General features: G+C 73.9%; 29 protein-coding genes. 16 read left to right on the forward strand and 13 right to left on the reverse strand.

The window, feature by feature from the left end; translation table 11 throughout:
- Positions 1–10 precede the first annotated feature (10 nt).
- Complete coding sequence (locus Nocox_RS12080; protein ID WP_020545984.1) at positions 11–1,270, forward strand: PP2C family protein-serine/threonine phosphatase; 1,260 nt, start codon at positions 11–13, stop codon at positions 1,268–1,270.
- On the opposite strand, the gene Nocox_RS12085 is transcribed toward Nocox_RS12080, so the two are convergent.
- The 4 genes from Nocox_RS12085 to Nocox_RS12100 form a co-directional block, all read right to left on the reverse strand.
- Positions 1,251–2,621 carry a xylan 1,4-beta-xylosidase gene (locus tag Nocox_RS12085; protein WP_157383346.1) on the reverse strand — a complete coding sequence of 457 codons (1,371 nt, stop codon included), beginning with the start codon at positions 2,619–2,621 and terminating at the stop codon, positions 1,251–1,253. The genes Nocox_RS12080 and Nocox_RS12085 overlap by 20 nt on opposite strands.
- A 95-nt stretch (positions 2,622–2,716) precedes the next feature.
- Positions 2,717–3,706: an endonuclease/exonuclease/phosphatase family protein gene (locus Nocox_RS12090; RefSeq protein ID WP_157383347.1), complete on the reverse strand. Its 990-nt coding sequence runs from the start codon at positions 3,704–3,706 to the stop codon at positions 2,717–2,719.
- Between the two features lie 64 nt (positions 3,707–3,770).
- Positions 3,771–3,944, reverse strand: coding sequence for a hypothetical protein (locus tag Nocox_RS44130; protein WP_169577077.1), 174 nt, complete (start codon positions 3,942–3,944; stop codon positions 3,771–3,773).
- 72 nt (positions 3,945–4,016) lie between these two features.
- A complete protein-coding gene (locus tag Nocox_RS12100; RefSeq protein WP_020545988.1) occupies positions 4,017–5,462 on the reverse strand; it encodes an amidohydrolase family protein in 1,446 nt (481 codons plus the stop codon).
- A gap of 163 nt (positions 5,463–5,625) precedes the next feature.
- Between Nocox_RS12100 and Nocox_RS12105 the strand changes: the two genes are divergently transcribed.
- Genes Nocox_RS12105 through Nocox_RS12125 form a run of 5 tightly spaced genes read left to right on the forward strand, consistent with a single transcriptional unit; the run spans position 5,626 to position 9,809 of the window.
- Positions 5,626–6,804, forward strand: coding sequence for a CaiB/BaiF CoA transferase family protein (locus Nocox_RS12105; RefSeq protein WP_020545989.1), 1,179 nt, complete (start codon positions 5,626–5,628; stop codon positions 6,802–6,804).
- Complete coding sequence (locus Nocox_RS12110) at positions 6,801–7,616, forward strand: citryl-CoA lyase (protein ID WP_020545990.1); 816 nt, start codon at positions 6,801–6,803, stop codon at positions 7,614–7,616. Before Nocox_RS12105 ends, Nocox_RS12110 begins: the two co-directional genes overlap by 4 nt.
- Entirely contained in the window at positions 7,609–8,475 is an 867-nt protein-coding gene (locus tag Nocox_RS12115; RefSeq protein WP_020545991.1) for a DODA-type extradiol aromatic ring-opening family dioxygenase, read from the forward strand. The genes Nocox_RS12110 and Nocox_RS12115 overlap by 8 nt, the downstream gene beginning before the upstream one ends.
- Positions 8,472–8,834, forward strand: a complete 363-nt coding sequence (locus Nocox_RS12120; RefSeq protein ID WP_020545992.1) for a hypothetical protein — start codon at positions 8,472–8,474, stop codon at positions 8,832–8,834. Before Nocox_RS12115 ends, Nocox_RS12120 begins: the two co-directional genes overlap by 4 nt.
- A gap of 15 nt (positions 8,835–8,849) precedes the next feature.
- Complete coding sequence (locus Nocox_RS12125; RefSeq protein ID WP_020545993.1) at positions 8,850–9,809, forward strand: quinone oxidoreductase family protein; 960 nt, start codon at positions 8,850–8,852, stop codon at positions 9,807–9,809.
- On the opposite strand, the gene Nocox_RS12130 is transcribed toward Nocox_RS12125, so the two are convergent.
- From Nocox_RS12130 to Nocox_RS12160, 6 genes are all read right to left on the reverse strand, one after another.
- The gene (locus tag Nocox_RS12130) at positions 9,799–10,635 is read right to left on the reverse strand and encodes an aminoglycoside adenylyltransferase domain-containing protein (protein ID WP_020545994.1); all 837 of its coding nucleotides are present in this window, start codon (positions 10,633–10,635) and stop codon (positions 9,799–9,801) included. The genes Nocox_RS12125 and Nocox_RS12130 overlap by 11 nt on opposite strands.
- Positions 10,632–11,435 carry an IclR family transcriptional regulator domain-containing protein gene (locus tag Nocox_RS12135; protein WP_020545995.1) on the reverse strand — a complete coding sequence of 268 codons (804 nt, stop codon included), beginning with the start codon at positions 11,433–11,435 and terminating at the stop codon, positions 10,632–10,634. Before Nocox_RS12135 ends, Nocox_RS12130 begins: the two co-directional genes overlap by 4 nt.
- Before the next feature lie 183 nt (positions 11,436–11,618).
- Positions 11,619–13,247: a GMC oxidoreductase gene (locus tag Nocox_RS12140; protein ID WP_020545996.1), complete on the reverse strand. Its 1,629-nt coding sequence runs from the start codon at positions 13,245–13,247 to the stop codon at positions 11,619–11,621.
- Positions 13,248–13,256: 9 nt separating this feature from the next.
- Positions 13,257–14,642: a hypothetical protein gene (locus Nocox_RS43690; RefSeq protein ID WP_281426319.1), complete on the reverse strand. Its 1,386-nt coding sequence runs from the start codon at positions 14,640–14,642 to the stop codon at positions 13,257–13,259.
- A gap of 326 nt (positions 14,643–14,968) precedes the next feature.
- The gene (locus Nocox_RS12155) at positions 14,969–15,547 is read right to left on the reverse strand and encodes a hypothetical protein (RefSeq protein ID WP_020545997.1); all 579 of its coding nucleotides are present in this window, start codon (positions 15,545–15,547) and stop codon (positions 14,969–14,971) included.
- Between the two features lie 79 nt (positions 15,548–15,626).
- Positions 15,627–16,460 carry an alpha/beta hydrolase family protein gene (locus tag Nocox_RS12160; RefSeq protein WP_020545998.1) on the reverse strand — a complete coding sequence of 278 codons (834 nt, stop codon included), beginning with the start codon at positions 16,458–16,460 and terminating at the stop codon, positions 15,627–15,629.
- Between the two features lie 95 nt (positions 16,461–16,555).
- Between Nocox_RS12160 and Nocox_RS12165 the strand changes: the two genes are divergently transcribed.
- A complete protein-coding gene (locus Nocox_RS12165) occupies positions 16,556–17,032 on the forward strand; it encodes an SRPBCC family protein (protein ID WP_033410580.1) in 477 nt (158 codons plus the stop codon).
- A 40-nt stretch (positions 17,033–17,072) separates the two neighbouring features.
- On the opposite strand, the gene Nocox_RS12170 is transcribed toward Nocox_RS12165, so the two are convergent.
- On the reverse strand, positions 17,073–18,263 hold the full coding sequence (locus Nocox_RS12170; protein ID WP_026214925.1) for a CoA transferase: 1,191 nt from the start codon (positions 18,261–18,263) through the stop codon (positions 17,073–17,075).
- A 140-nt stretch (positions 18,264–18,403) separates the two neighbouring features.
- On the opposite strand from Nocox_RS12170, the gene Nocox_RS12175 reads away from it, so the two are divergent.
- From Nocox_RS12175 to Nocox_RS12185, 3 genes are read left to right on the forward strand one after another with little or no spacing between them, the layout of a single operon-like run.
- Positions 18,404–18,778: an STAS domain-containing protein gene (locus Nocox_RS12175; RefSeq protein WP_020546001.1), complete on the forward strand. Its 375-nt coding sequence runs from the start codon at positions 18,404–18,406 to the stop codon at positions 18,776–18,778.
- Positions 18,779–18,807: 29 nt separating this feature from the next.
- The gene (locus Nocox_RS12180) at positions 18,808–19,356 is read left to right on the forward strand and encodes a DUF2243 domain-containing protein (protein ID WP_020546002.1); all 549 of its coding nucleotides are present in this window, start codon (positions 18,808–18,810) and stop codon (positions 19,354–19,356) included.
- Positions 19,353–20,129, forward strand: a complete 777-nt coding sequence (locus Nocox_RS12185) for a cytochrome c oxidase assembly protein (protein ID WP_026214926.1) — start codon at positions 19,353–19,355, stop codon at positions 20,127–20,129. The genes Nocox_RS12180 and Nocox_RS12185 overlap by 4 nt, the downstream gene beginning before the upstream one ends.
- On the opposite strand, the gene Nocox_RS12190 is transcribed toward Nocox_RS12185, so the two are convergent.
- The gene (locus tag Nocox_RS12190) at positions 20,126–20,266 is read right to left on the reverse strand and encodes a hypothetical protein (protein WP_020546004.1); all 141 of its coding nucleotides are present in this window, start codon (positions 20,264–20,266) and stop codon (positions 20,126–20,128) included. The genes Nocox_RS12185 and Nocox_RS12190 overlap by 4 nt on opposite strands.
- Before the next feature lie 29 nt (positions 20,267–20,295).
- On the opposite strand from Nocox_RS12190, the gene Nocox_RS12195 reads away from it, so the two are divergent.
- From Nocox_RS12195 to Nocox_RS12215, 5 genes are all read left to right on the forward strand, one after another.
- The gene (locus Nocox_RS12195) at positions 20,296–20,505 is read left to right on the forward strand and encodes an SDR family NAD(P)-dependent oxidoreductase (protein WP_020546005.1); all 210 of its coding nucleotides are present in this window, start codon (positions 20,296–20,298) and stop codon (positions 20,503–20,505) included.
- A gap of 166 nt (positions 20,506–20,671) precedes the next feature.
- Positions 20,672–21,439: an ABC transporter ATP-binding protein gene (locus Nocox_RS12200; protein WP_020546006.1), complete on the forward strand. Its 768-nt coding sequence runs from the start codon at positions 20,672–20,674 to the stop codon at positions 21,437–21,439.
- Positions 21,424–23,244, forward strand: a complete 1,821-nt coding sequence (locus Nocox_RS12205; RefSeq protein ID WP_020546007.1) for a hypothetical protein — start codon at positions 21,424–21,426, stop codon at positions 23,242–23,244. The genes Nocox_RS12200 and Nocox_RS12205 overlap by 16 nt, the downstream gene beginning before the upstream one ends.
- Positions 23,245–23,281: 37 nt before the next feature.
- A complete protein-coding gene (locus Nocox_RS12210) occupies positions 23,282–24,490 on the forward strand; it encodes a sensor histidine kinase (RefSeq protein ID WP_020546008.1) in 1,209 nt (402 codons plus the stop codon).
- Entirely contained in the window at positions 24,487–25,110 is a 624-nt protein-coding gene (locus tag Nocox_RS12215; RefSeq protein ID WP_020546009.1) for a response regulator, read from the forward strand. Before Nocox_RS12210 ends, Nocox_RS12215 begins: the two co-directional genes overlap by 4 nt.
- 12 nt (positions 25,111–25,122) lie before the next feature.
- Here Nocox_RS12215 and Nocox_RS12220 read toward each other — a convergent pair whose 3' ends face one another.
- Positions 25,123–25,587: a MarR family winged helix-turn-helix transcriptional regulator gene (locus Nocox_RS12220; protein ID WP_026214927.1), complete on the reverse strand. Its 465-nt coding sequence runs from the start codon at positions 25,585–25,587 to the stop codon at positions 25,123–25,125.
- Positions 25,588–25,617: 30 nt separating this feature from the next.
- Between Nocox_RS12220 and Nocox_RS12225 the strand changes: the two genes are divergently transcribed.
- Entirely contained in the window at positions 25,618–26,700 is a 1,083-nt protein-coding gene (locus Nocox_RS12225; protein WP_026214928.1) for a bifunctional NAD(P)H-dependent oxidoreductase/GNAT family N-acetyltransferase, read from the forward strand.
- The last annotated feature ends 34 nt before the right edge of the window (positions 26,701–26,734 follow it).

Consider the following 26,734-nt stretch of genomic DNA (forward strand, 5'->3'; position numbering starts at 1 on the left):
GTGGGGCGTCATGCGGGGCGACGAGGTCGGCGAGGGGATGCTCGGCGCGCTGCTGCGCGCCGGCTCCCTGGCCTCGCTGGAGGACCTGCCCGTGCTCGTCACCGAGCACGCCGGCCGCGCCGGGCTCGCCCACCCCATGCTGTACGTCGCCGACCTCCAGCAGCAGTTCCTGCTGCCGCTGCCCGGCCAGCGCGACGAGACCGGCGCCCCGCTCGACCGCGTCCCGATCGACACGACCATTCCCGGGCTGGCGTTCCGCACGATGGAGCCGGTGCAGGCCCGCACCGCCGTCGCCGCGGGCGAGCCCGCCGAGCCGTTCACCGGGGAGGGGCCGCGCCGGCTGTGGGCGCCCCTGACCAGCGGCACGGAGCGCCTCGGCGTGATCGGCGTGATCGTGCCGCACGCCGGCGCGGGCGTCCTCACGCGCCTCACCCGGCTGGCCGGGCTGGTCACCCTGCTCGTGCAGAGCAAGCGCGCGTTCAGCGACGGCTACGCCCAGCTCGTCCGCACCCGGCCGATGGCGCTGTCCGCCGAGGTGCTGTGGAACCTGATGCCCGGCGCGACCTTCGCCAACGACCGGGTGGTGGTCAGCGCCGCCCTTGAACCCGCGTACGAGGTGGGCGGCGACGCCTTCGACTACGCGCTCAACGGCGACGTGCTCCGGCTGTCGATCTTCGACGCCATGGGCCACGACACCTCGGCCGGGCTGACCGCCACCATCGCGGTCGGCTGCTGGCGCAAGCACCGCCGCGAGGGCGCCGACGTGCTGGCCGCCGGGGAGGCCGTGGACGACGCCATCGCCCGGCAGTTCGCCACCACCCGCTTCGCGACCGGCGTCCTCGCCGACCTGGACACGCGGACCGGCTGGCTGGTGTGGGCCAACCGGGGGCATCCCGCGCCGGTGGTGCTGCGCCGCGGCCAGCTCGTCGCCACCCTCGACGCCCCGTTCGGCGCCCCGATGGGGCTCGGTCTGGGCCTGCCCGCCGAGCTGGGCCGCTACCAGCTCGAACCGGGCGACCGGCTGCTCCTCTACACCGACGGCGTCATCGAGGCCCAGGACCCGCAAGGGGAGCTGTTCGGGCTGCAGCGGTTCATCGACTTCGTCATCAAGCGCGAGGCCGGCGGCGTGTCCGCTCCCGAGACCCTGCGCCGGCTGGTCAACACGATCCTCGACCACCAGCGCGGCTGGCTCCAGGACGACGCGACGGTCCTGCTCGTCGAATGGCGCCCCTCGCGGCCGGACGGCGGCGTCAGCGGGAGCTCCACCTGATCTCGTACGGCTTCAGGTCGTACGTCTCGCCGTCCACCTCCGTGGACGCCCGCGCGTCGGAGGTGTTGACCAGCAGCAGCTGCTCCGGCTGGGCCAGCACCCGGACCTTCGGGTCGGAGGAGCCGACCTCGTCCAGCTTCGCCCCGGCGGGGAACCACTTCACGAAGTTCTCGACGAGCCGCTGCGTGGCGGTCGGCGCGCCGGTGCGCGGGTCCCACAGGCAGCCGTTGCAGCCGGCGTCCTTGGTCTGCGGGTTCCAGTAGAGGGCGGTGGCGGCGCCGCTGCGCGCGAACTCCATCATCGAGGCGGCCTGCACGGCCAGGCGTTTGCCCTCGGGCCAGGTGGTGCCGTCCTCGGGCTGGAAGTACCACTCCGACCACCAGATCGGCATGTCGCCCGTCTTCTCGCGCAGCCAGGTGGTGACCGCGCCGAACTTGCTCAGCGCGCCGAACTCGTCGGGCAGCAGCTCGTGGGCGTCGGTGGGGGAGGCGCCGTCCACGACGATGAAGTCGGCGCCCTTCTTGTGCTCGTACCAGTAGTCGAAGGCGTCGAGGACGTTCTGGTTGATCACGCCCCAGTCGCCGCGCAGCTCGGAGCGGCCGGTCTTGTTGCTGTCGAAGCCGAGGTAGGGGCCGCCGACCTTGGCGTCGGGGCGGACCGCCTTCACCGCGTCGTAGACCTTGTTGTAGAGCTGCGTGTAGCCCTTGTAGTCGGCGGGCTTGGAGTGGTCCTTCCAGAAGCCCTTGAACTCGTTCCAGACCATGAAGTACTCGACGTCGCGGTAGCGCTCGGCGACCGTGGCGGCCAGCTTGGCGAAGTCGTCGAAGTGCTGGGGGTAGGGGGCGTCCTCCAGGTGCTCGGCCCAGCCCTCCTCGGAGGTCGGGCCCTCGGGACCGCCCTTCATCCAGTCGGGGGCGCAGCAGAGGGTGATGATCTGGGTGCCTCCGGACGCCTTGATGAAGCCCGTCCGGCTGTCGAGGTCCTCCCAGAAGTACTCCTGGCGGCGGGGCTGCGGGTTGAGCGCGCCGAAGCCCATGATGTGCTGGTTCTGCAGCATGGGGGTCTGCGAGAGCGAGCGGGCGACGGTCTGCTCGAAGCGCGGGGTGATGTTGTTGGCGCTGGTGCCGGTGTGGGTGAAGCCCCAGCGCGGCCAGCCGGGGTCCACGGCCGGCGGCTTGGACGCGCCGGCCTGCTGCGCCGCGCTCGACTCGGGGCTCGCCCCCGACGTGGGCTGCCCGGCGTCAGGGCCGGTGCCGCCCGTGCCGCACGCGGCCACGATCATCGCCAGCGCGGCCGCGGCGAACGCCCCCGCGGGCCGCCTCCACATTGTCTTCCCGCTGTTCGCTGCCACCCAGATCCACCCGCTTCTGATGAATTGTCGTTGTGAGCATCGCACGGCACGGCCCGTGCGAGGATCCCCGATCGGCCCGGCGGCGCGCGGGCGGCTCATCCGCGCACCCGCAGGTCCGCGAAGAGCGCCCGGTGGTCGGAGCCCGGCAGGTCGTGGATCCGTACGGCGACCGCCCCCGCGCGGCCGTCGGTGAGCACGTGGTCGATGGCCACGAGCGGTGGGAGCCGGCGCATCGGCCAGGTCGGCACGAGCCCCTGGCCGGTGGCCGCCGCGGCGTCGGTGTAGCCGGTGTCCAGCAGGCCGCGGAACACGGCATGGTCCAGCGTCGCGTTGAAGTCGCCGGCCAGGACGCGCGGCGGCCCGCTGGACGGCGCGGGCGGCAGCGTGGCCACCCCGGCGTGCCACTCGGGGACCGTCGAGGGCACCGGCGCGACCGGGTGCACGACGACCACCTCGACCGCCCGGCCGCCGGGCAGCGCCACCTCGGCCACCGGCATGTGGTGCCCGACCGGCTGGAACAGCCCGGTGCGCTCGCGCAGCGGGTAGCGGGCGTACAGGCCGCTGCCCACGGGCCCCCACGTCGCCGGCCTGGCCACGTGGTGCGGCAGCAGGCTCTCCAGCCCGGCCGCCCGCAGCCGCTCCTGCGCGGAGAAGGTGAGCTCCTGGAGGCTCAGCACGTCCACGTCATGGGCGCGGACCAGGCCGACGATCGTCTCCGCGTCGGCCCGGCCGCCGTTGAGGTTGGCCGTCAGCAGCCGGAGCGGCCGCCCCTCCGCGGGCGCGGCGCCCGCGACGGCGCGCGGGACGACGCACCAGGCCAGGCAGACGCACACGGCCAGCATGACGGCGGTCGCCGCCCTGCTCCTGACGGCGACCGCCAGCCCCAGCGTCAGCAGCGCGGCGAGCGCGAAGTACGGCGTGAACGAGACCAGCGGCACCAATAGCACCCCGGACTCCAGGCCGCCGAGCCGCACGGCCGTCCCCGCCGCGAACAGCACGGACACCGCCACGGCCAGCCGCCCCGCCCACCGCCGCACGGGCCTGGACCGCGCGGCGGCACCGCTCGCCACCTCTTGCGTTAACACAGGGACGCACTCTAGGCGGCCTTCATGAGATTTCCATGATGGGCGCGGGCGGCGGACGCCGCTTTTACGGAACGCGGGCGGGGGGCGCGGGCGGGGCCGGGTCGTCGGCCGGGTCGCGGAAGGCACAGGTGAAGACGTGCTCACCGGAGCCGGCGACGATCGGCGCGGCCTCATCGCCGTCGTGCGGGAGGTGGATGGTGGCGGTCGTGTTCGGGGGGACGACGACGCGCAGCTCCAGGCGTCCGCCCGCGCGGGGGACGACGTTCCGCGTGCTGCTGCCCCTGCACCGCCCCGACGCGTGAGGGTCCGGTCAGCGGCGGTGGGTGGCGTCGCTGCGGTAGTCCGTGTACGTGTACGGGTTGTCGAGGATCTTCGTCTCCGGGATGTCCGGGTTCATCCCCTGCCGCCACGCCTCCTCGCCCATCTCGGCCCGCAGGTAGGAGACGGTGTCCTCGACCTGGCGGCGGGCGGCGGCGAGGTCGACGCCGACCAGCTCGTGCTCGTGCTTGACCACCCGCCCGTTCACCAGGACGGTGTGCACGTCGCCGCGCTGCGCCTGGAACGCCACGTGCCCGAACGGGTTGAGCACCGGGAACGACACCGGCGAGCGGTCGTTCTTGATCAGCACGAGGTCGGCCTTCTTGCCCGCGGCCACCACGCCGAGGTCGTCGCGGCCGAGCGCGCGGGCGCCGCCCCTGGTCGCCCACTCCACGACCTGGTCGGCGCGGAGCCCGGCGTGCGTGACGGTCTCGCCCTTGGTGTGCGCCTCCAGGTGCTCGCGCGAGCGGTCGGCGCCGAGCGTGGCGCGCATGGCGGAGAACAGGTCGCCGCTCCACCACACGCTGGTGTCCATGGACAGCGAGACGGGGATGCCGTGCGCGCGCAGCGCCCACGTGGGCGGGTACCCCTGGCCGGCGCTCTGCTCGCTCTCCGTCGAGACCGACACCGAGCCGCCGGTGGCCGCGATGCGGTGGTAGGAGTCGGCCGACAGCGAGGCCGCGTGCACGTAGATCGTCTCAGGGGTCATGAAGCCGTGCTCGTGCATGAGCCTGATGCCCTCGTCGCTGGTCGCGCCCCACACCCCGGCGTGGGTGGTGACCGGGACGCCGAGCTCGCGGGCCACCTCGAAGGCGGCCTTCTCCGGGAAGGCCGGGTCGCCCAGCACGTCGAAGGCGAGCTGGAAGCCCAGCAGGTCGTCGCCGGTGATCCGGCGGCGGACGAAGTCGCGGAACTCGGGGGCGGTGGTCCACTCGGCGGGCGGCTGCTGGATGTTGCCGTAGGCGAGCACGTAGCGGCCCGGCACCGAGCGCAGCGCGTCCACGGCGGCGTCGGCGTGCTCCACCGTGCGCAGCCCGTGCGACCAGTCGACGACGGTGGTGACGCCGGCGTCCAGCGCCTCGATCGCGGCCAGCACGTTGCCCGCGTGCACGTCCTGCGGCCGGAACAGCTTGCCGTGCTCCAGGTAGAACCAGACGAAGTACTGGGTGAGCGTCCAGTCGGCGCCGTAGCCGCGCAGCGCGGTCTGCCACATGTGCCGGTGGGTGTCGATCATGCCGGGCATCACGATGCCGCCGGTGGCGTCGATGACCAGGGCGTCCTCCGGCGCCCGCAGGCCGGGGCCGACCTCGGCGATGCGGTCGCCGGTCACCAGGACGTCGGTGTCCTCCAGCACCGTGCGGGTGCCCTCCATCGGCAGCACGGTGCCGCCGCGCAGCAGTACGGGCCGTCCGGCCCCGGCTTCGTTCCGCTCGCTCATCCTGGGCTCCTAGATCTTCCGAACGGTTGTCCGCTACACGGTCATGCTGTTCGCCGTAACTCTACGATTGGGCGTTCGGCTGTCAAGGGCCTATGCCCCGTCGCCGGGGATGTGCCAGAATCCGGGTTGCGGACAGGTGTCCGTATAACGGAGGGAGAGCTGCATGGTGGACGACGGGGGCGGGCCGCTCAAGGGCGTGCTGGTGGCCGACTTCTCCCGCGTCCTGGCCGGACCCTACGCCACGATGCTGCTGGCCGACCTGGGCGCCGACGTCGTCAAGGTCGAGGGCCCCCAGGGCGACGACACCCGGAGCTGGACGCCGCCCGTGCGCGGCGAGGTCTCGACGTACTATCTCGGCGTCAACCGCGGCAAGCGCTCCGTCGCGCTCGACCTGCGCGACCCCGGCGACGCCGCCGCGGCCCGCGAGCTGGCCCGGCGCGCCGACGTCCTGATCGAGAACTTCCGGCCGGGCGGCCTGGCGAAGTACGGCCTCGACTTCGCCGCCGTACGGGCCGCCAACCCCGGCGTCGTGTACGCCTCCATCAGCGGCTTCGGCTCCGGCCCCGGCGCCCGCGTGCCCGGCTACGACCTCATGGTGCAGGCCATGTCCGGCCTGATGAGCCTGACCGGCGAGCCCGGCGGGCCGCCCTACCGGGCCGGGATCTCCGTTTTCGACGTCATGGCGGGCAACCACGCGGTGATCGGCATCCTGGCCGCGCTCCGCCACCGCGAGGCCACGGGGGAGGGGCAGCACGTCGAGGTCAACCTGCTGTCCTCGGCGCTCACCGGGCTGGTCAACCACAGCTCCGCGTACGTGGCGGGCGGCGTCGTGCCGTACCGGATGGGCAACGCGCACCCGAGCGTGTTCCCGTACGAGCCGCTGCCGACCGCCGACGACGACCTCATCGTCGCCGCCGCCAACGACGGCCAGTTCAGGAAGCTGTGCGAGGTGCTCGGCATCCCGGAGACCGCCGACGACCCGCGCTTCGCCCGCAACGCCGACCGCACCGCCCGCCGCGAGGAGCTCCGGCCGATCCTGGTGGCGGCGCTGGCCGCCAAGGGCGCGGTCGAGTGGTTCGAGCTGCTGGTCGAGGCCGGGGTGCCGAGCGGGCCCATCCAGACCATCGACGGCGGCTTCGCCATGGCCGAGCGGTTCGGGCTGGACCCGGTCGTCGAGGTGGGCGAGGGCGAGCGGGCGGTGCCGACCACCCGTCACCCCATCCGCTTCTCCGCCACGCCCGCGCGCTACGCGCTGCCGCCGCCCGAGCTCGACGAGCACGGCGCGGAGCTGCGCGAGTGGCTCGCCGGCCCGGACCGGCCGCTCGGAGGGGAGAGCGCGTGAGCGAGCGCGACTATCCGACGGCGCTCGGGGCGTCGTCCCCGACGACGATCACCCTGCTCGGGCAGGACCTCGCCGAGGACGTCATGGGCCACGTGGGCTTCGGCGAGCTGGCGTTCTGGCTGGCCGCCCAGCGCCGGCCCACGGCGGGCGAGGCCCGCGTGTTCGAGGCGGTGCTCGCCGCGCTGGCCGACCACGGGTTCACGCCGACCGCGATCGTGACGCGGCTGACGTACCTGTCGGCGCCGGACTCGGTGCAGGGGGCGCTGGCGGCCGGGCTGCTCGGCGGCGGCTCGCGCTTCCTCGGCGTCACCGAGGACTGCGGCCGGTTCCTCGCCGGCGTGCTGCGCGCGTGCGAAGGGCCGCTGCCGGCCGACGACGCCGGCTGGGACGCGCTCGCCCTGGAGACCGTACGCGCCCGCAGGGAGCGCCGCGAGCTCATCCCCGGCCTCGGCCACCACGTGCACAAGGACGGCGACCCGCGCACGCCCCGGCTGTTCGCCATCGCCGCCGAGGAGGGCCTGGTCGGCCCGCACCTGTCGCTGTTCGCCGCCGTCGGCCGGGTCCACCCCCAGGTGCTCGGCAGGACGCTGCCGCTGAACGGCGCCGGGGTGTGCGGCGCCGCCCTCGCCGACCTCGGACTGCCGCTGGAGCTGCTACGCGCCTTCGCCCTGCTGGCGCGGACCGCCGGGCTCATCGGGCAGCTCGCCGAGGAGCTGCGCCACCCCGTGGCCAACGACATCTTCCTGTCCGTGGACCTCAACAACCGGTCCATCCCCCCCGAGCCGTACGCCGACGGAGGTCTGCATGGCTGAGATCGTCGCGGTCATCGCGTCCACCCACCATCCCTTCTACTACCGGGCGTCCACGGCCACCGGCGCCGACCGGCCGCCGTTCGCCGACGAGTGGGTCCGCAAGGTCATGGCCTTCCGCGAGACCCTGACCAGGGCGAACCCGGACGTGCTCGTCATGGTGGGCTCCGACCACTTCCACCAGCTCTGGCTGGACAACATGCCGCAGTTCCTGGTCGGCAAGGCCCCCTTCTACGACGCGAACTGGTACAACGAGGAACGCGAGTTCGGCCTGCCCCGGATGACCTGCCAGGGCGAGGAGGACCTGTCGGCCCACCTCCTGCGCGGCGGCCTCGACCTCGGCTTCGACCTGGCCTTCTCCAACGAGCTGCGGATCGACCACTCGATCACGTGCCCGATCATCACCCTGCGCCCGCAGAACGACCTGCCGATCGTGCCCGTCTACACCAACATCTTCGCCCCGCCGCTGCCGCAGCCCAAGCGCTTCGTGCAGCTCGGGCAGGCCATCCGCGAGCTGATCGAGTCGTGGCCGGACGACCGCAGGGTCGCCGTCATCGGCACCGGCCACCTGTCGCTGGAGCTCGGCGGGCCGCGCCAGTTCGGGCCGCACGGCCCCGACCCCGAGTTCGACCGCAAGGCCGTCGAGTGGATCTCCACCGGCGACCTGGAGGGCTGCCTGTCGGAGGTCACCCTCGACAGCCTGTGGAACCCCGGCAACGCCACCCACGGCTTCATGGACTTCATGCTGATGATGGGGGTCGCGGGTGAGGGCCGCAAGGCCGACTACACCGACACCTACGACCTGTTCCACACCATGGAGGCGTACTTCACCTGGTATCCGGACGGAGGCGGCCACGCATGAGCAAGTATCTGCTCGACAAGTTCCTGTTCACCGTCGATCGCGATCCCGAGCTGGTCGAACGCTACCGCGAGCAGCCGCGGGCCACCGTCGAGTGGTGGGAGGCCGAGGAGGCGGGCCGCATCCTCGGCTCGCACCTCGACGAGCGCTCGACCTGGCTGAGCTTCGACGACGCCGAACGGGAGGCGCTGGCCACGCACGACTACCCGAAGCTGTTCGAGCTGGGGGCGCATCCGTTCCTGACGTTGACGCTGTTCATCGCGATGTTCGAGCGGGACTACGCGGAACCGCTGGGGTTCCAGCTGGAGTATGGGCAACGGTTGTCCGGGTACAGCCTCCCCTATCCGGACATATCAACCTGATCGAGAGGATGCGCGATGCGTGCCGCGCGGATCGTGACGTGCGGCGAGCCGCCCGTCGTCGCCGACTGCCCCGACCCCGAGCCGGGGCCCGGCGAGTCGCTGGTGCGGGTGCTCGCCGCCCCCATCACCCCGCTCGACCTGCTGTGCGCGAGCGGGACGTCGTACTTCGGGACGCCCGCGACGCCGTACGTGCCCGGCGTCCAGGGCGTCGGCACGGCCGACGACGGGCGGCTCGTGTGGTTCCCGACGCGGGCCGGGATGGCGCCGGGCGACGGCAGCATGGCGGAGCTGGCCCGCGTGCCGGCCGCGGACCTCGTCGAGCTGCCCGCCGGGGCCGACCCGGTCGCGGTGGCCGCGCTCGGGCTGTCGGCCGTGGCCGCGTACCAGGCGCTGACCTGGCGGGGCGAGCTGGCGGCGGGCGAGCAGGTGCTCGTCCTGGGCGCCGGGGGCGCGGTCGGGCAGGCGGCCGTGCAACTGGCCCGCGTGCACGGCGCCCGCCGGGTCGTCGCCGCCGCGCGCTCGGCCGCCGCCCGCGAACGCGCCGCCGAGGCGGGCGCGGACGCCGTCGTCGCGCTGGACGCCGCCGACGACGTCGCAGGACTGGCCGCCCGCCTGACCGCCGCCTGCGACGGGCCCGTGGACCTGGTCCTCGACCCGCTGTACGGCGTCCCGGCCGCGGCCGCCGCCCGTACGCTGCGGGCCGGCGGACGGCTGGTCAACCTGGGCGGCTCGGCGGGGGAGACGTCCCCGCTCGACTCCTCGACCCTGCGCGGCCGGTCCCTGCGGGTGCTCGGCTACACCAACAACGAGCTGACGGGGGAGCAGCGGGCGGCGGCGATGGGCCACGTGGCGTCACTGGCGCTGGAGGGCCGTCTCCACGTCACCCACGAACGCGTCCCACTGGCCGACGCCGCGACCGCCTGGCACCGCCAGTCCACCGGCGCGACCTCCGGCCGCCTGGTCCTCACCCCCTGACGTCCGGGCGGGCGGCGGCGATCACCTCCTGGATGAACTCGCCGGTCAGGCGGGGGATCCGGGACGGGTCGAGGGCCGGGCCCGGGACGCCGCGGCGGTGGGCGAGGGCGAGCCGGAGGAGCGGGTGCCAGCGGGCGCCGAAGGTGTCCAGCGCGTACGCCCCCGCCGCCTCCTTCGAGATCACCTCACCGGTCGTCACCGTCCGGTGCAGCCGGGGCGGCGACAGCGCGTACGCCAGCGCCAGCCGGTGCGGCGACTGCAACCGCCTGCGCGGCGGCCGGCCGGAGAGCGCCCGCGCCGCGTAGCGGGCCCAGTGGCCGCGAAGCTGGCCGAGGGTCCAGGGCCGGAGCAGCGAAGGCTCCGGGTCGAGCCCCAGCGTGGCCGGGGCGGGCCCGCGCACCGGGATGCCGCGCTCGCCGAGCACCTTCCACATCACCGGGTTGACGTCGAACCCCTGCCCGCGCCGGAACCTCGGCCCGCTGTGCGAGGCCACCGGCCGGATCCGGGTCACCGGCCGGCCCAGGTCGCCGGCGGCGACGAAGACGGCGTTGACCGTGCCGGGCAGGTGCGGCTGCCGGCGCGCGAGCGCCCGCCCGGCGGCCCGCAGGTTGCCCAGCTTGTGCAGCAGCGACAACCGCCGCAGCTCCTGCTCGCCGGCCGCCCGCCCTGTGACGGCGACCACGTCGATGTCGCTCACGGCCGGCCGCCAGTCGCCCAGCGCGGCCGAGCCGACGACGTAGCAGCCGGTGACCAGCCCGGGAACCAGGCGGTCGGCGACGGACAGGTAGTGCTCCACGGCCCGCGACAGCTCCGCGGGCGGCGTCACGAGGGGACCGTGACGTGCGGGACCGTTTCGTACGCCGCCCAGTCGGCGCTGATCGCGCTCGCCGTCCTCAGCAGCAGCGGCAGGTGCTCGTCGGCGAGCCGCTCCACGGAGGTCTCGGCGGCGTGGGCGTTGACGTTGAGCGCCGCGATGACGTTGCCGAGCCCGTCGCGCAGCGGCGCGGCCACGCTGCGGATGCCGAGGGCGAGCTCCTCGTCCGTGATCGCCCAGCCCTTGGCGCGGACCTCGCGGAGGGCGGCGTCCCGCTCGGCCGCGTCGGGCCGCCAGCGCGGCTCGACGCCGGACCGGCTCGGCTCGGCCAGCACCCGGCCGACCTCGTCCGGCGGCAGCGCGGCCAGCAGCACCTTGCCCAGGGACGTCTGCAGGGCCGGGAAGCGGGTGCCGATCTGCACGGACAGGGTGACGATCTTGGGGACGGAGACGCGGGCGACGTACACGATGTCGGAGCCGTCGAGCTGGGCGATCGAGCAGGACTCGCGGGTCTGCGCCACCAGCCGCTCCATGTGCGGCCTGGCCACCTCCCACAGGCCCATCGACCGGATGTAGGAGACGCCGAGCTCCAGCACGCGGGGTGTGAGCGCGTAGCCGCCCGCCTCGCCGCGCGCGTAGCCGAGCTCCTGGAGGGTGAGCAGGATGCGCCGGGCGGTGGGCCGGGCGAGGCCGGCCGCGGTGGCCACCTCGGTCAGGGACATGACCGGCCGGCCAGGACGGAAGGCCCTGATCACGTCGAGGCCGCGGGCCAGCGCCTCGATGAAGTCGGGGCCGGTGTCAGCACGTGCCATGGAACGCCCTCCCCTGCTCGGATCCCGCCGCTCCGACTCTAGACCGTCGTGGCGGGTTGTCCGCACAGCGGCGGAAGGGGCGGGCGGCGAGCTGCCCGCCCCAGCCGCGGTTACGGGGTGCGGCGAGCAGGGGGCGTCATGGCGGCGGCTCCGTCCGGTCGGTGTACGGACGGCTGTCCGAGATCAGAGATCGGTGGCGATGATGCGCTCGATGTTCCGCTCGGCCAGCGCCGTGATGGTGACGAACGGGTTGACGGTCGTGTTGCCGGGGATCAGCGCCCCGTCGATGACGTAGAGGCCCGGATGGCCGGACAGGCGGCCGTAGTTGTCGGTGGCCCGGCCGAGGACCGCGCCGCCCAGCGGATGGTACGTCAGGTGGTCCCCCCAGATCTTGTAGACGCCGAACAGGTCGGTCCGGTAGATCGTCCCCTCCTTGGAGTTGATCCTGTCGAAGATCGTCTTGGCCATGTCGATGGACGGCTGCTTCCACGCCGTCTGCCAGCTCAGGTCCACCCGTCCGGCCGCGGCGTTCCAGGTGAACTCGGCGCGGTGCGGGTTGCGGGTGATCGACAGGTAGAAGGAGGCGAACGTCTCGATCCCCGTCGGCAGCGGCGCGACCTCGGCGAACGCGCCCCCGGCCGTCCAGTTGTCGATGCCCGCGCACGGGATCGCCGACTGCTGGGCGCCGGTCGGGTCCCACAGGTGGTTCGCCCGGCCGCACATGACGTTGCCGTTGTCGCCCCAGCCCTTGCCGACCTCGCCGTTCAGGTTCGGCAGCGCGCCGGTCGCCTTCAGCTTGACCAGCAGCTTGCTGGTGCCGACGCTGCCCGCGGCGAAGAAGACCCGGCCGGCGGTGACCGTCTTGGTGGCGGTGACCGCGCCGGACGTGCCGAGCTGCTCGATCGTCACCGCGTACCGGCCGGAGCCGGCCGGGGCGACCGAGGTGACGCGGTGCAGCGGCGAGATCGCCACCCGGCCGGTCGCCCTCGCCTGCGCCAGGTACGTCTTCTGCAGCGACTTCTTGCCGTGGTTGTTGCCGTAGAGGATCTCGGCGGCCAGCGCCGACTTGGGGACGGTGCCGGCCTCCTCCTGCTTCATGTGGTCCCAGTCGTAGACGTCCGGGACGAAGACGAACGGGAACCCGGAACGCTGGGCGTGCTTCCTGCCCACCCGGGCGTACTGGTAGTAGGGCGTCGACTCGAACCAGGCCGGGTCCACGCTGCCGACGCCGAGGGCGGCGTTGGCGCGCGGGTAGTAGACGTCGTACATCTCGGCCGCGTTCACCGTGGGGAGCACGGAGGCGAAGTTCTCCCGCTTGGGGGTGACCGCCATGCCGCCGTTCACCAGCGAGCCGCCGCCGACGCCGCGGCCCTGGTAGACGGTGATCCCGGCGAACTCCTCGGCGTCGAGGACGCCGGTGTGGCGGGGGATGTCCCGGTCGATGGGGAAGCCGAGGAAGTAGTTGAGCGGCGCCTTCGTCCGGGTGCGCAGCCAGTACGACCGGTAGTCGGGCTCACGCGTGTTGCAGAAGATCTTGCCGTCGGGGCCGGGCGTGTCCCAGGCCATGCCCATCTCCACCATGTGGACGTCCACGCCGGCCTGGGCCAGGCGCAGCGCGGCGACCGCGCCGCCGTAGCCGGTGCCGATGACCAGGACGGGGACGTGCGCCCCGTCCGCGATCGGCCCGGCAGCGGCGGACGCCCGCGCGGGGGCGGTCCCGCCCAGGACGACCGCGGCGCCGGTCCCGGCGATGAACCCGCGGCGGGACAGCCGCCCGCCGGAGGAGGGGCGCAAGGAGGAGGTGTCGCTCATGGGGGTGCCTCACTTCTCTCGACGACGCTCGCCGGCGGGGGACCGTCCGGCGCCGGGCAGCACGCACGCGGTGTCCAGGCCGAGCACCCGGTTGAGCCGGCCGAAGGCCCACCAGGAGCCGATGCACATGCTCAGCTCGACGATCTCGGCCTGGCCGTAGCGGGCGGTCATCCGCGCCCAGAACTCCTCGTCCAGGCCGTGGTGGTCGAGGGCGTAGCGCTCGGCGTACTCGGCGGCCAGGCGGGTGCGCTCGTCGAAGGCGTCCGTGGTGCGCCACTCGGCCAGCGCGTCCAGGAAGCCGTCCTCGACCTTCTCGCCGTCCCGCTCGGTCCGCCAGTCCAGGCAGAACGCGCACCCGTTGAGCTGGGCGATCCGCAGCCTGGCCGCCTCGAACTCGCGCAGGCCCAGCGTGGTGTGCGCGTACACGGCCAGGGAGAAGCCCGCGGCGGCCGGGCCGATGCCGGGGACCAGTTCGCCCCACACGTACGCGATCGGGTCCTTGCCCTCGGGAACGTCGACGATCACGGGCGCTTCCTTCCGAGTCGGCCCGTCGCGGGGCGGAGCGGCACGTCGAGCGCGTCGTACAGGCCGGGCTCGGCCGCCGCCAGCCAGTCGATCGCGTTGACCAGGCGGCCGGCGGCGGTCGCGTTGCCGCCCGCGGCGCGGTTGCCGCCCTCGTCGGTGGCCTCCACCGTCACCTCGATGCGCGGGCTGCCCTCGATGATCACCCGGTGCGCGCCGTCGCCGCCCGCCGGGGGCGCGGGCCATCAGGCGCACCTGGCCGCCCCACACCATGGTCGGGACGGTGGGGGCGATCATCGGCGGCTCGTAGTCCATCGGCCGGCCCATGCCGACCAGGTCGCGGACGGAGTCCGGCTGGTCGTAGGCGGTGTAGTCGAAGATCTCCTGGCAGCGTACGACGTCCACGGTGGCGCCGAGGCCGCTGATCAGGAGCGGCAGGACGTCGTTGCCCCAGCCGGGGTCCACGCCCGACACGAACAGCGAGCCGCCGCCCTCCTCGATCGCGGCCAGCACCCGCGCGCGCAGCTCGGGCGGGGCGTTGCGCTGGTCGTACAGGGCGTACAGGGACGGGGTGACGACGACGGCGCCGGCGCGGACCGCGCGCAGGACGTCGGCCAGCGCGTCGTCGGGGCGGATGTCGCCGGAGGCGGCGTAGACGACCGCGCGGGGGCGGGCGGCGAGGACGGCGTCCACGTCGGTGGTCGCCGCCACGCCGAGATCGTGGCCGAGGCCGCTCAGGGGTCCGGCGTCGCGGCCGGCCTTGGCGGGGTCGTGGACGAGGACGGCGGCCAGCTCAAGGCCGGGATGCGCCTCGACGGCGCGGATGGCGGCGCGGCCGACGTTGCCGGTCCCCCAGATCACGGTGGACACCATGGGCGGAGCGTAGCAAGCGCTTGGTTAACTGTATAGATGGGATCACGACGGCGCCCGGGCGACGGTGAAGGAGGCGGGCGCCGAGAGGGCGGCGCCGAGGGGTGGTTCCGTGATGGTGCAGGGGCAGGGTGCGGCGGGGTGGGGGACGCGCCCCGCAGCCGGCGCGGACACCCCGCCTCGCGTGACCTGCCCCTGCGACCGGCCGCCGTCTCCCCGGTGACGTTCGCGCCGGGCCGCCGTCCCGACCTGCGTGGCGCTGATCGGGCCGTGGCTGGTCGCCCGAGTCTGCGACCTCTCGCCGGAGAAGTCAATGGCCGGCGAGAGGGTCAGGAGGTGGGCGACGGCGAGGTCCCCAGCGTGCCGGTGGGTGAGGCGGCGGGTGAGGCGGTGGGCGAGCCGGAAGGGAAGCCGGTCGGGGAGCCCGGGGGCGAGACGCCGGGCGACGGCGTCAGGTGGGCGTACGTGCCGGTCCTCTCCATGACCGGCACCTGGAGCCGCACCGGCGAGGCCCCGGTGAAGGTGAACGTCATCGCCACCGTGCCGCCGCGCACCCCGGTCACCGTCGCGATGGGCCGCTCGCCGGTGCCGACGGGCTGGTTCGGCGGCACCGTGATGGGCCCGGGCAGCTGCACCGAACCGCCGCCTTCGACGGTGATGCGTTCGAGCTGGGCCGATTTGTGCCCGTTGTTGATGAGCACTCCGTACAGGTGGTTCTCCTGGGAGGGCACGGCCGGGTCGGAGGCGCCGACCAGCAGCATGTTGCGCAGGTGGAGGGTCTGGCTCGCGTCGGCGTCGGCGCCGTCGCTCTGCGGCGCGTGCTGCGCGGTGTCGATGGTCGCCACCGTGCATCCGGCGCTCAGGGCCGCCAGGGCCATCACGGACACGGCAACGGCGATGGAACGCATCGCGGGGCCCCCTCTCGGCACGGGATCACGTTCCGCAACTACCCGCGCACCCAGCGTTGAATCAGCCGGAGGGGCGGCGTCACCTCAGCCACCGGTCGAGGAAGCCGATCAGGGTGCGGGCCAGCGCCACCCGGTGGTCGGCGAGGGCGTGGTCGGTGTCGAGGACGAGGTGTTCGAGCAGGCCGCCGGGCCGGGCCCCGTACGCCTCGACCAGGGGCAGGTGGTGGACCTCGGGCGGGGCGACGGTGTCGCGGCCCGCGCCGACGAGCAGGACCGGGCGCCCGGCCAGCCGGTCGGCGAGGCCCCTCAGGCTGTAGGCGTCGCCGGCCGCCAGCATCTCGGCCACCAGGTCCTCGGCGCTGGTGCCGGCCAGCGGCAGCAGCTCGTCCCGCCACGCCTCGGTGTAGGAGGCGGCGAGCGCGGGGTCGGCGCGGCAGGCGGCGGCGGCCGCCCCGAAGTCGAAGCCCGCCATCGACCCGGCGGCGGCCACCGCCGGCAGCGCGGCCGCGGTCATGAGCGCGGCGAACCCGCCCGCGCTGTGCCCGGCCACGGCCAGCCGGTCGGGGTCCAGGCGCCAGGCGGCGGCGGTCGCGGGGTCGCGGAGCGCCGCCACGGCCGCCGCTGCGTCCTCCAGCACGTGCGCCCAGGACCACGATCCGCCGGCGCCCCACGAGCCGCGGTAGTGGAACACGAGGGACGCGTACCCGGCCCGGCGGGCGGCGTGCGCCAGGTCGAAGTTGCGCTCGTTGCCGGGGAAGCCGTGCAGCAGGATCAGTACGGGGTGCGGGCCGTCCCCGGCGGGCACGTGCAGGACGCCGGGCAGTGGCGTGCCCGCGCTGTGCACGGTCAGCGGGACCGTGGCCGCGCGCGGGCCGGGCACGTCGAGGGGGTCGGTGATGAGCGGGTCGGCCACGGGTGCTCCCTACGATGGTACCGATCGGTTCGAGGAGGAGCGTAGCACCGCGGCGGGATGCTCCCACGAAGCGGGCGAAACGTAGCATCGGGGGCGTGTCTTCGTGTTTCGAAGTCGTGACCCTCATCCACGCCCCGCCCGAGCTCGTCTTCGACGCCTCGCTGTCGGTCGAGGTCCACACCACCTCCATGACCGCCTCCCGCGAACGGGCCGTCGCCGGCGTCACCTCCGGCCGGCTCGGCCCCGGCGACCGGGTGACCTGGCGGGCCAGGCACTTCGGCGTCCCGTGGCGGATGACGTCGCTGATCAGCGGCTACGACCGGCCCGCGTACTTCATGGACGAGCAGGTGACGGGCCCGTTCCGCCGGTGGCGGCACGCGCACCACTTCGTTCTCGCGCCCGACGAGGAGGGCACGGTCATGCGGGACGTCGTCGACTTCGCCGCGCCCGCCGGGCCGCTCGGCGCCGCGGCGGAGGCCCTGGTGCTGCGCCGCTACCTGACGCGCCTCATCCTGCTCCGCAACGCGCACCTCAAGCGGATCACCGAGGAGGCGGCCACCCCGCGCGACTGACGGCAGCGGCGCTCGGCACGGCGGCTCGGCTCGGCGGCGCTCAGCCGATCACGCCGTCCGCGCGCAGGGCCGCGACCTCCGACGGCGGCAGGTCCAGCAGCTCGCCCAGCACCGTCTCCGCGTCGCCCCCCAGCTCGGGGGCGGGCTCCGGCGGCGCCTGCCGGCCGTCCAGCACGAGCGGCGAGCCGGGCGCGAGATGCGGGCCGACGCCCGGCTGCGCCAGCTCGGCCATCAGCGGCTGCCCCGCCAGGTCCGTCGCCGCCTCCGCGAACGTCCGGTAGTGCGACCACAGCACCGACGTGCCCGCCAGCGCCTTGCCGGCCTCGGCCGCCGTCCGCGCGGCGAACCACGGTGCGAGCAGCCCGGCCAGCGCCTCCCGGTGCGTGTAGCGGTCGCGGTCGCGGCCGAAGTCGGCCGGCAGCGCCTCCTCCAGCGCCGCCATGACCCGCCCCAGCCCGGTGACCGCCACCAGGTCGCGCCAGTGCCGCGCGGTGAGCGTGACGACCATGACGCGCCGCCCGTCGGCGGTGCCGAAGTCGCGGCCGAAGTCGCCGTACAGGTCGTTGCCGATGCGTGGCCTGGCCTCCCCGAGCTGGGCCTGCGCCAGGTAGCCGAGGTTGCCCGCGGTGGCGAGGGCCACGTCGTGCAGGGCGAGCTCGACGTGCCGGCCCTCTCCGGTCGCCGCCCGCCGCCGGTCGGCCGCCAGCAGGCCGATCGCCAGGTAGAGGCCGCACGCCACGTCCCAGGCGGGCAGCACGTGGTTGACCGGCCCGTCGTGCCGCTCAGGGCCGGTCGCGTACGGGAAACCCAGCTCGGCGTTGACCGTGTAGTCCACGGCGCTGCGGCCGTCGCGGTGCCCGAGCAGCCGCGCGTACACCAGGTCGGGCCGCCGCTCCCGCAGCTCCTCGTACGTCAGCCCCGGCCGCGGCGGCGCGTTGGTCACCAGCGTGCCGGCCGCGGCGGCGAGCCCGGCGACCAGCTCACGGCCGCGGGCCGAGCGCAGGTCCACGGTGAGCGAGCGCTTGCCCTTGTTGAGCCCCGCCCAGTAGAGGCTGCGGCCGGAGGGCGCGAGCGGCCAGCGCCCGATGTCGGGGCCGCCGCCGATCGGATCCACCCGTACGACGTCCGCGCCGAGCTGCGCCAGCGTCATCCCGCCGAGCGGCGCGGCGACGAAGCTCGACAGCTCGACCACCCGCAGCCCGGCCAGCGGGGCCGTCCGATCATCGATCACGCCCCAGACCCTACGCCGGGGCGCCGGGGTACGGCATCGGCGAAGCTTCTCTACGGAAAAGTCGTTCGTGTATTGTTCCTCGCGGTTACCGTGGAACCGCCGGGTCCCCCCGGTCCTACGACGCGGGCAGGGAGGCAGTGATGACGCGGGCGCTGCATCCGCTCCGGGAGAGCGGCGACACGCTCGCCGAGCACCTGCTCCACGTCGATCCCCTCCTCCGCGTCACCTGCGCCGTCCGGTCCGGCCCCTCGCTGGTCCGGATCGTCGGCGAGATCGACCGCAGCAACGGCGCCGAGCTGCTGCGCACGCTGGAGCAGGCCCGGCGGATCGACGACGAGCTCGTCGTCGACGTCGGCGGGGTCAGCTTCACCGACGTCAGCGGCGTGCGGGCGCTCGCGGCGTTCGCCGGGGCGGGCCGCGCGGTCGTCCGCGACGTCCCCCACCAGATGGGCCGGCTGATGCGGCTCGCGGGGATCCCCGCGTTCGGCGAGCCGGACGGGCGCTCCGGGGCGTGAGCCGCCGCCCGCCGGGTAGGCGGGGCGCCATGGCGGAGGAGAGAAGGGCCGGCGACGACCGGCGGCGCGTCATGCTGCCCGGGGTGGTGCTCGGGATCGGGCTCGGCGGGTTCGTCGACGGGATCCTGCTGCACCAGATCCTGCAGTGGCACCACATGCTGAGCAGCACGGACACCGACAACATCGGCGTGCGCGACTATCCGGTGACCACCGTGCCCGGGCTCCGGATGAACACCCTCTGGGACGGCCTGTTCCACGCGGTCACCTGGATCGCGGTGCTGACCGGCATCGGGCTGCTGTACTCCCGCGTCACCGCCTCGCGCGGGCGGGTGTGGCGCTCGCGGGCGCTGTGGGGCTGGATCCTCGCGGGGTGGGGGCTGTTCAACCTGGTGGAGGGCGTCGTGGACCACCACCTGCTGGGCATCCACCACGTGCGGACCGGGCCCGGCCAGCTCGCCTGGGACCTCGGGTTCCTGGTGTTCGGCGCGCTGCTCGTGGTCGCCGGCTGGGGCCTGCAGCGCGGGGCGCCGGTCGTCGACCTGTGCGAGCCGCGCACGGCGGACGGCCCCCGGCGGTGACGCACCAGCACGAGCACGCCGCCACCGTCGCAAGTGCCGTTCCTGTGCTGCTGCTCGCCCTGGCGCTCGCCGGCGGCCACCTCGTGGCCGCCGCGCGGACGCCGGGCTGGAGCCGGTGGCGGGCGGCGGCGTTCACCGGCGGGGCGGCGCTGGCCGCGTTCGCGCTCACCGGGCCGCTCGCCGCGTACGCCGCCGCCGACTTCCGCGGGCACATGGTCCAGCACCTGCTGGTGGCCATGATCGCGCCGCTGGGGCTGGTGCTCGGCGCGCCGGTGACCCTGCTTCTGCGCGCGCTGCCCCGCCCGTACGCGCGCCGCCTCGGCCGGCTGCTGCGCGCCCGCGTCCCGCACCTGCTGGCGCACCCGGTCACCGCGCTCGTGCTGAGCACCGGCGGGATGATCGCGCTCTACTGCACGCCGCTCTACCGCGCCGCCATGGTCACGCCGTGGCTGCACGCGCTGGTGCACGCGCACTTCCTGGTGTCGGGATGTCTGTTCGCGTGGGCGATCGCCGGGCCGGATCCCGCGCCGCGCCGCCCTTCGGTGCCGGCGCGGCTGGTGGTGCTGGGCGTGGCCGTCGCGGCGCACGCCGGGCTCTCCCAGCTCATGTACGCGGGGCTCTGGGTGGACCTGCCGGTGCCGGCCGCGCAGCGTACCGGCGCCGCCGAGATCATGTACTACGGCGGCGACCTCGCCGAGCTCCTGCTGGCGGCCGTCCTGGTGGCCGGTTGGCGGCCGGGGAGGAGCGTCGCGTACGCCCGGCAGCCGGCTTAACCAGGCCCCCGCCAGGAGCGCGGGCCGGCGCCGTGCAGCAGGGTGTCGATGATGCGGGCGGCGAGGGCGTCCGGGTCGGCGCCGTCCGCACTCCCGTGCAGGGACTCCCCGATGAGCGCGTAGTAGACCCGGCGCACCCAGTCGAGATCGGCCGCTAGGAGGAACCATGAACAGCACCGCCCTCGTCACCGGAGCGTCGTCCGGCCTCGGCGCCGAGTTCGCCGCCCAGCTCGTCGCCCAGGGCCACGACGTGATCCTGGTGGCCCGCTCCGGCGACCGGCTCGCCGCCATCGCCGAACGCATCACCCGCAAGGTCCTGACCCCCTCGGCCACCCCTTCGTCCGTCCCCTCGGCGTCCCCGGATCACGCCGCGTGAGAGCCGCCGCCGCCCCCGGCCGGCGCGCTGCTCACCACCCTCGCGCTCGGCCTCGGTCAGGCCGGCCACCCTCTCCCGGCATCAACCGATCGGTTGATGCGGCATCCACCATCCCGTTCCCCGCCCGGACGATCCGCCGCCGTCCGCCCCACGGGATCTTGGAGACATGCCAACAGACCGGGAGCCCGCCCTCCGCACCGCCGGACTCCGCAAAGCCTTCGGCGACCACCTGGCCGTCGACGACATCGACCTCACCGTCCCCGCCGGGTCCTTCTACGGCCTCGTCGGACCGAACGGCGCGGGCAAGACCACCACGCTGGCCATGGCCGTCGGCCTGCTCCGCCCCGACGCCGGCAGCGCCGAGATCTTCGGCGTGGACGTCTGGCGCGACACCGTGCACGCCAAAGGACTGATCGGCGTGCTGCCCGACGGCAACGCCATGCCGGAACGGCTCACAGGACGCGAGGTCCTCACCTACCTCGGCCTGCTGCGCGGCCTCGAACCCTCCGTCGTCGCCGAGCGCACCGACGAGCTCCTCCAGATCCTCGAACTCGACTCGGCGGAGCGGACCCTGGTCATCGAGTACTCCACGGGCATGCGCAAGAAGATCGGCCTGGCCGTCGCCCTCCTGCACGCGCCCCGCCTGCTCGTCCTGGACGAGCCCTTCGAGGCCGTCGACCCCGTCTCGGCGGCGACGATCAGGACCATCCTGCGCAGGTTCGCGGCCAACGGCGGCTCCGTGATCATCTCCAGTCACGTCATGGCCCTCGTCGAGCAGCTCTGCGACCACGTGGGCGTCATCTCCGACGGCCGCGTGGTGGCGGCGGGGCCGCTGGAGGACGTACGCGGCGCCGGAACCCTGGAGGACGCCTTCATCGACCTCGTCGGCGCCCGCACCGGGGGAGCGGAGGGGCTGGCATGGCTGACCTCCTGACCCCCGCCCCGGCCGTCCTGGCCCGGCACATGATCCGCATGCGGCTGGCGCTCATGCGCAACTCCCTGCGCGGCGACAACGCCTCCAACCTCTACACCGGCGTCTCGCTCGGGCTGATCCTGGCCTTCGGGACGATCGCCGTCGCCGTCCTGTGGCCCGCCTACCTGCCCCTCACCCTGGCCGCGTGGCTCTCCGGCTGGATCTTCGGCCCCATCTTCATCGGCGGCGGCAACGAGGCCCTGCGCCCCGAGTACTTCTCCATGCTCCCGGCGACGCCGGGCCGGATCGCGGCGGCGCTGCTCGCCGGAGCCTTCGCGGGGCCCGCGCCCGCGGTCAACCTCATCGCCCTGCTGTCCCTGCCCGTGTACGGCTGGCGCTTCGGCCCGGCCGGCGTGCTCATCGGCCTGGTCGCGGCGGTCGCCACGCTCGTCACCATGGTGATGATCTCCCGCGTCATCGTGGCGCTCATCGGCCTGTTCGTCAGGTCCCGTGCCACGGCGGCCGCCGTCGGCGTGCTGACCGGCACCGCCATCGCCCTGTGCAGCAACGGCTGGGCGCCCGTCGTGGCCATGGGCGCCGACAGCGACGCCTGGTCCCATGTCCTCGTCCGGGCCCTGCCCTCCGGTTGGGGCGTGGCAGCAATGGAAGCCCCGTGGCCTCTCGCCCTCGCCATCCTCGCCGCCAACGCCGGCGTGATCGCCCTCCTCCTCGCCGCATGGGCCGCCCTGCTGTCGCGGCGCGTCGTGTCGGCCGCGCGCGGCGGTGTGCCGCCCCGCCGTGGCGCCCCCCGCCCCTTCCCCGCCACGAGCGGCGCCCGCGTCGCCGCGGCCAAGGAACTGCGCGCCTGGTGGCGCGACCTCGTCCGCATCCAGCTCCTCGCCACCGCCTTCGCCTACGGCGTCGTCACCCCTCTCCTGCTCGTCACCATCGGCGTCTGGGTCATGGTCCCCTTCGCGGGGCTCGTCGCGATCGTGATGGCCGCCGCGTCCTCGGCCAACCTCTACGGCGCCGACGGGACCGCTCTGTGGCTGACCCTCATGACCCCTGGGGCGGAGCGCGCCGACGTACGCGGCCGGCAGCTCGCCTGGCTCGTCGTCGTCGGCCCTGCCGCCATCGCGCTCTCCCTGGCCGGCACCTTCGTCAGCGGGCAGACGTGGGCCTGGCCGTGGGTGCTCGGCCTGCTCCCCGCCCTCCTCGGCGGCGGCGCGGGGCTCATCGTCATGCTCGCCGTCACCTCGCTCGTCCCCGGCACCGACCCCCACAAGCGCGGCGGCAACCCGCTCAGCACCGGCGCCGACGAGACCGCGGAGACCAGCCTCGCCTGGCTCGTGCTCATCGCGGTGCCCGCCATCGCCCTTCCCGCGGCCGGCGTCATCCTCCTGGATCCCTGGGCCGGCATCGCCACCGGGGTGCTGACCGGCGCGCTCAGCGCCTGGGGGTTCGGCAGGATCGCCTACCGCAGGCTGGAGAGCCACGGCATCGAGCTGCTCAACCTCATGAAGCACGGCACGGCGCCCAAGGCCGACAAGCCCACCACCGCGGACCTGCCCGTCAAGCACCGCATCGGCGTCTCGATCTGCTGGACCATCGCCTGGCTGCCGCTGTTCCCCCAAGGGCTCGTCCCCATGGTCATGAAGATCGTCGGCATCGAGGACCGCGGGTGGTTCCTCGCCCTCCACCTCCCGCCGGTCTGGCAATGGCCCACCATCATCTTCATGATCGCCCTCGGGCTGCTCATGTACGGTTACGCCATCCTCATCCCCATGCGCCTAGGCTCGTCCTCGCCGGCTACCGCCACCAGCTGAAACCGATCCGTACCCGAGAGAAGGGGCGACTCCCCGGATGAACGACCCCTTCCCGCCCTCCACCTGGGAACGACGCTTCGAGCGCATCGCCGAGATCGTCCCCTACATCACCCTCGCCGTCTCCCTCGTCATCAGCCTGGCCTCGCCCGGCCAGCCCGAGGGCGGGATGCCCCGCACCCTCGCGCTCACCGCCCTGGCCCTGGCCTGGATCGTCGGCACCCGCACCCTCCTCCCGCCTGACGTGCGCCGGAGGAGGGGCGTCGTCACCCTTCACTTCGCCGGCGTCCTGGCCACCGCCGCGCTGCTGAGCCTCCACAACCCGATATTCGTCATCTACTGCATCTCCGGCTTCTTCCTCGCCGCCAACTTCGCCCCCTCCAAGTGGACCTTCGCCGCCGTCGCCGCCACCTCCGTCGTGCTGTACGGGTCGACGCTCGACTGGACCCAGGCCACCCTCCAGCTCGTCGCCTTCCACCTGGCGATCGTCGCCGTGCAGACCGTCGCCATCGGCGGCGGCCACATCGCCGGCATCAGGATCGAGGACCGGCAGCACAAATACCGCAAGGCGGTCAGCGACCTCCAGACCGCGCTGAAGGAGAACGCCGACCTCCACGCCCAGCTCCTCACCCAGGCCCACCAGGCCGGCATCCTCGACGAACGCCAGCGCATGGCGCGCGAGATCCACGACACCCTCGCCCAAGGTCTCACCGGCATCATCACCCAGCTCCGCGCCGCCCAGCGCGTCAAGGACTCGGGCACCCACCTCGAACTCGCGCTCGACCTCGCCCAGGACAGCCTGACCGAGGCCCGCCGCTCCGTGGCCGCGCTCCAGCCCCACCAGCTGGAGGACGCCCACCTCCCCGAGGCCATGACCACCCTCGCCCGCAACTGGACCCAGACCACCGGCGTCGAGCTGCACGTCGAGGTGACCGGCGACCGCGTCCCCCTCAGCCCCGCCATCGAGGTCACCCTCTTCCGCGTCGCCCAGGAGGCCCTCGCCAACGTCGCCAAGCACGCGGGCGCCACCCGCGCCGGCCTCACCCTCTCCTACACCGGCGCCGTCGTCCTGCTCGACATCCGCGACGACGGCACCGGCATCCACGACCCCGGCAGCGGCGGATTCGGCCTCAGCAGCATGAGACAGCGGCTGCGCGGCGTCGGCGGCTCCCTCGAGGTCGAGAGCACGCCCGGTGAGGGCACCGCCGTCAGCGCCACCGTCCCCGCGCTCCAGGGAAGCCCCGGATGATCCGCCTCCTCATCGTCGACGACCATCCCATCGTCCGCCACGGCCTGCACGCGGCCTTCGAGGCCGAGCCCGACATCCACGTCGCCGGCGAGGCCGCCAACGGCCGCGAGGGCATCGACCGCGCCGTCGCGCTCCAGGTCGACATCGTCCTCATGGACCTGCGCATGCCCGAGATGGACGGCGTCACCGCCATCACCGCCCTGCGCCGCTCCCACCCGCACATCAAGACCCTCGTCCTGACCACCTTCGACGGCGACTCCGACGTCCTGCCCGCCATCGAGGCCGGCGCCTCGGGCTACCTCCTCAAGGACGCCCCCACCGAGGAGCTCCTGCGCGCGGTCCGGGCCGCTGCCGCCGGCGAGCCGGTCCTGTCTCCCTCGGTCGCCGGCCGTCTGATGGGCCAGGTACGCAAACCGGTCGTCAAGGCCGTCCTCACCGACCGCGAGCTCCAGGTGCTCGCCCTCGTCGCCGACGGTGCCTCCAACCGCCAGGCCGCCGCCAAGCTCTTCATCAGCGAGGCCAGCATCAAGACCCACCTGCTGCACATCTACGACAAACTCGGCGTACGCGACCGCGCCGCCGCCGTCGGCGAGGGTTATCGGCGAGGTCTGCTCAGTTAGCCGGCGACCTGCTCATGAGGGTTCTTCAAGTTTGCGGGCGATGTCCTCCAGGGCGGACAGGTCGGCGGGCGAGAGCCGGTCGATGACGTGGCGGCGGACCGACTCCAGGTGGGCGGGGGCGGCGTCCTCCAGCGTCTCCAGCCCGTGATCGGTCAGGACCAGGTAGCAGCCCCGGCCGTCGTCGGGGTCGGGCTCGCGGCGCAGCAGGCCGCGGGCCTCCATGCGGGTGGCGTGCCGCGAGAGGCGGCTGCGTGACCAGCCCATCTTGGCGGCCTGCTCGCCCAGCGTGCTGGTGCGGCCGGGACGTTCCGAGAGCGTGCTGAGCACCTCGTAGTCGGGCTCGGACAGGCCGATCGCGGCCAGGTCGTGGGCGGTGCGCGTCTGGATCGCGATCATCATGCGGCGCAGGGCGCGCCAGGCGCGTTCCTGGTTCGCGTCGAGCCAGCGCACGGTCTCGTCCGATCGCTTCGTTGACATGTAAACAAGATATCAGCTACGTTCGTTTACATGTCAACGAAACCTGTGCGGGTCCTCGTCCTCGTCTGCAGCACCCGTCCCGGCGCCCTCGGCCCGGCCGTCGGCCGGTGGCTCATCGACGCGATCACGCCACGGGCCAAGGAACTCGACGTGGAGCTCCAGCCGGTGACCCTCGGCGACCTCGCCCTGCCGTTCCTCGACGAGGAGGAGGAGCCCGCCTCCGGCGTCCACCGCCACGAGCACACCAAGCGCTGGAGCGCGATGGTGGACGCCGCCGACGGCTTCATCGCCGTCACCCCCGAGTACAACTACGGCATGCCGGCGACCTTCAAGAACGCCCTCGACTACCTGGGCCGGGAATGGGCGTGGAAGCCGATGGGGTTCGTCAGCTACGGCAACACCTCGGCGGGCACCCGCTCGGTCCAGCACGCCAAGCAGGTGGTGACCACGCTGCGGCTGGTCCCGCTGGGCGCCACGCTCGCCCTCCGCATCGCCGACACGGTCGACGACGGGCGGCTGCGCCCGGACGCCCGCCGCGCCGAGACCGCCGTCGGCGTGCTCGACGAACTCGTCCGCCTCGCCCACGCCCTGCGCCCGATGCGCGAACGCACCCGCCCGGCGTCGCGGCCCGCGCCGCTGCCTGGCTCGTACGTGCGCGCGCTGACCCCCGACGACGCCCCCGACGTCCTGGTGCTCCAGCGCTGCTGCTGGGTCGAGGAGGCCCTGGCCAACGACACCCTGGCCATCCCCGCACTGGGGGAGTCGCTGGAGCAGGTACGCGACTGGCTGGCCACCTGGCAGGCCGTGGGCCTGTGGCGGGACGGCCGGCTGCTCGGCATGGTGCGCGCCCGCCGCGTGGCCGACGACTGGCACGTGGGCCGCCTCGGCGTCGTCCCCGACCTGCGCGGCCAGGGCGTCGGGCGCTGGCTGCTGAGCGAGGCCGAAGCCGCGGCCGACGCCGGCTGCCGCCGCGTCGTCCTGTCCACCGGCTCCCGCAGCCGCCGCAACATCCGCCTCTACCAGGCCCAGGGCTACCGCACGGAGTCCTCCGACCGCGACACGGCCACCCTCACCAAGCCCGTGCCCGCCGCCTCTGGGGTTCCCGTCCGATGACCTGAGGCGTCGCCTGCGACCTGGACGCTCCCAG

Source organism: Nonomuraea coxensis DSM 45129 (assembly GCF_019397265.1).
Lineage (GTDB): Bacteria > Actinomycetota > Actinomycetes > Streptosporangiales > Streptosporangiaceae > Nonomuraea > Nonomuraea coxensis.

What these genes read in the sequence shown, in the direction of transcription:
- Nocox_RS12080 (WP_020545984.1), top strand. Translation starts at nt 11, where the DNA reads ATGCGGGGCGACGAGGTCGGCGAGGGGATGCTCGGCGCGCTGCTGCGC.
- Nocox_RS12100 (WP_020545988.1), bottom strand. Translation starts at nt 5,462, where the DNA reads ATGAGCGAGCGGAACGAAGCCGGGGCCGGACGGCCCGTACTGCTGCGC.
- Nocox_RS12105 (WP_020545989.1), top strand. Translation starts at nt 5,626, where the DNA reads ATGGTGGACGACGGGGGCGGGCCGCTCAAGGGCGTGCTGGTGGCCGAC.
- Nocox_RS12115 (WP_020545991.1), top strand. Translation starts at nt 7,609, where the DNA reads ATGGCTGAGATCGTCGCGGTCATCGCGTCCACCCACCATCCCTTCTAC.
- Nocox_RS12120 (WP_020545992.1), top strand. Translation starts at nt 8,472, where the DNA reads ATGAGCAAGTATCTGCTCGACAAGTTCCTGTTCACCGTCGATCGCGAT.
- Nocox_RS12125 (WP_020545993.1), top strand. Translation starts at nt 8,850, where the DNA reads ATGCGTGCCGCGCGGATCGTGACGTGCGGCGAGCCGCCCGTCGTCGCC.
- Nocox_RS12135 (WP_020545995.1), bottom strand. Translation starts at nt 11,435, where the DNA reads ATGGCACGTGCTGACACCGGCCCCGACTTCATCGAGGCGCTGGCCCGC.
- Nocox_RS12140 (WP_020545996.1), bottom strand. Translation starts at nt 13,247, where the DNA reads ATGAGCGACACCTCCTCCTTGCGCCCCTCCTCCGGCGGGCGGCTGTCC.
- Nocox_RS43690 (WP_281426319.1), bottom strand. Translation starts at nt 14,642, where the DNA reads ATGGTGTCCACCGTGATCTGGGGGACCGGCAACGTCGGCCGCGCCGCC.
- Nocox_RS12155 (WP_020545997.1), bottom strand. Translation starts at nt 15,547, where the DNA reads ATGCGTTCCATCGCCGTTGCCGTGTCCGTGATGGCCCTGGCGGCCCTG.
- Nocox_RS12175 (WP_020546001.1), top strand. Translation starts at nt 18,404, where the DNA reads ATGACGCGGGCGCTGCATCCGCTCCGGGAGAGCGGCGACACGCTCGCC.
- Nocox_RS12180 (WP_020546002.1), top strand. Translation starts at nt 18,808, where the DNA reads ATGGCGGAGGAGAGAAGGGCCGGCGACGACCGGCGGCGCGTCATGCTG.
- Nocox_RS12195 (WP_020546005.1), top strand. Translation starts at nt 20,296, where the DNA reads ATGAACAGCACCGCCCTCGTCACCGGAGCGTCGTCCGGCCTCGGCGCC.
- Nocox_RS12200 (WP_020546006.1), top strand. Translation starts at nt 20,672, where the DNA reads ATGCCAACAGACCGGGAGCCCGCCCTCCGCACCGCCGGACTCCGCAAA.
- Nocox_RS12205 (WP_020546007.1), top strand. Translation starts at nt 21,424, where the DNA reads ATGGCTGACCTCCTGACCCCCGCCCCGGCCGTCCTGGCCCGGCACATG.
- Nocox_RS12210 (WP_020546008.1), top strand. Translation starts at nt 23,282, where the DNA reads ATGAACGACCCCTTCCCGCCCTCCACCTGGGAACGACGCTTCGAGCGC.
- Nocox_RS12215 (WP_020546009.1), top strand. Translation starts at nt 24,487, where the DNA reads ATGATCCGCCTCCTCATCGTCGACGACCATCCCATCGTCCGCCACGGC.
- Nocox_RS12220 (WP_026214927.1), bottom strand. Translation starts at nt 25,587, where the DNA reads ATGTCAACGAAGCGATCGGACGAGACCGTGCGCTGGCTCGACGCGAAC.
- Nocox_RS12225 (WP_026214928.1), top strand. Translation starts at nt 25,618, where the DNA reads ATGTCAACGAAACCTGTGCGGGTCCTCGTCCTCGTCTGCAGCACCCGT.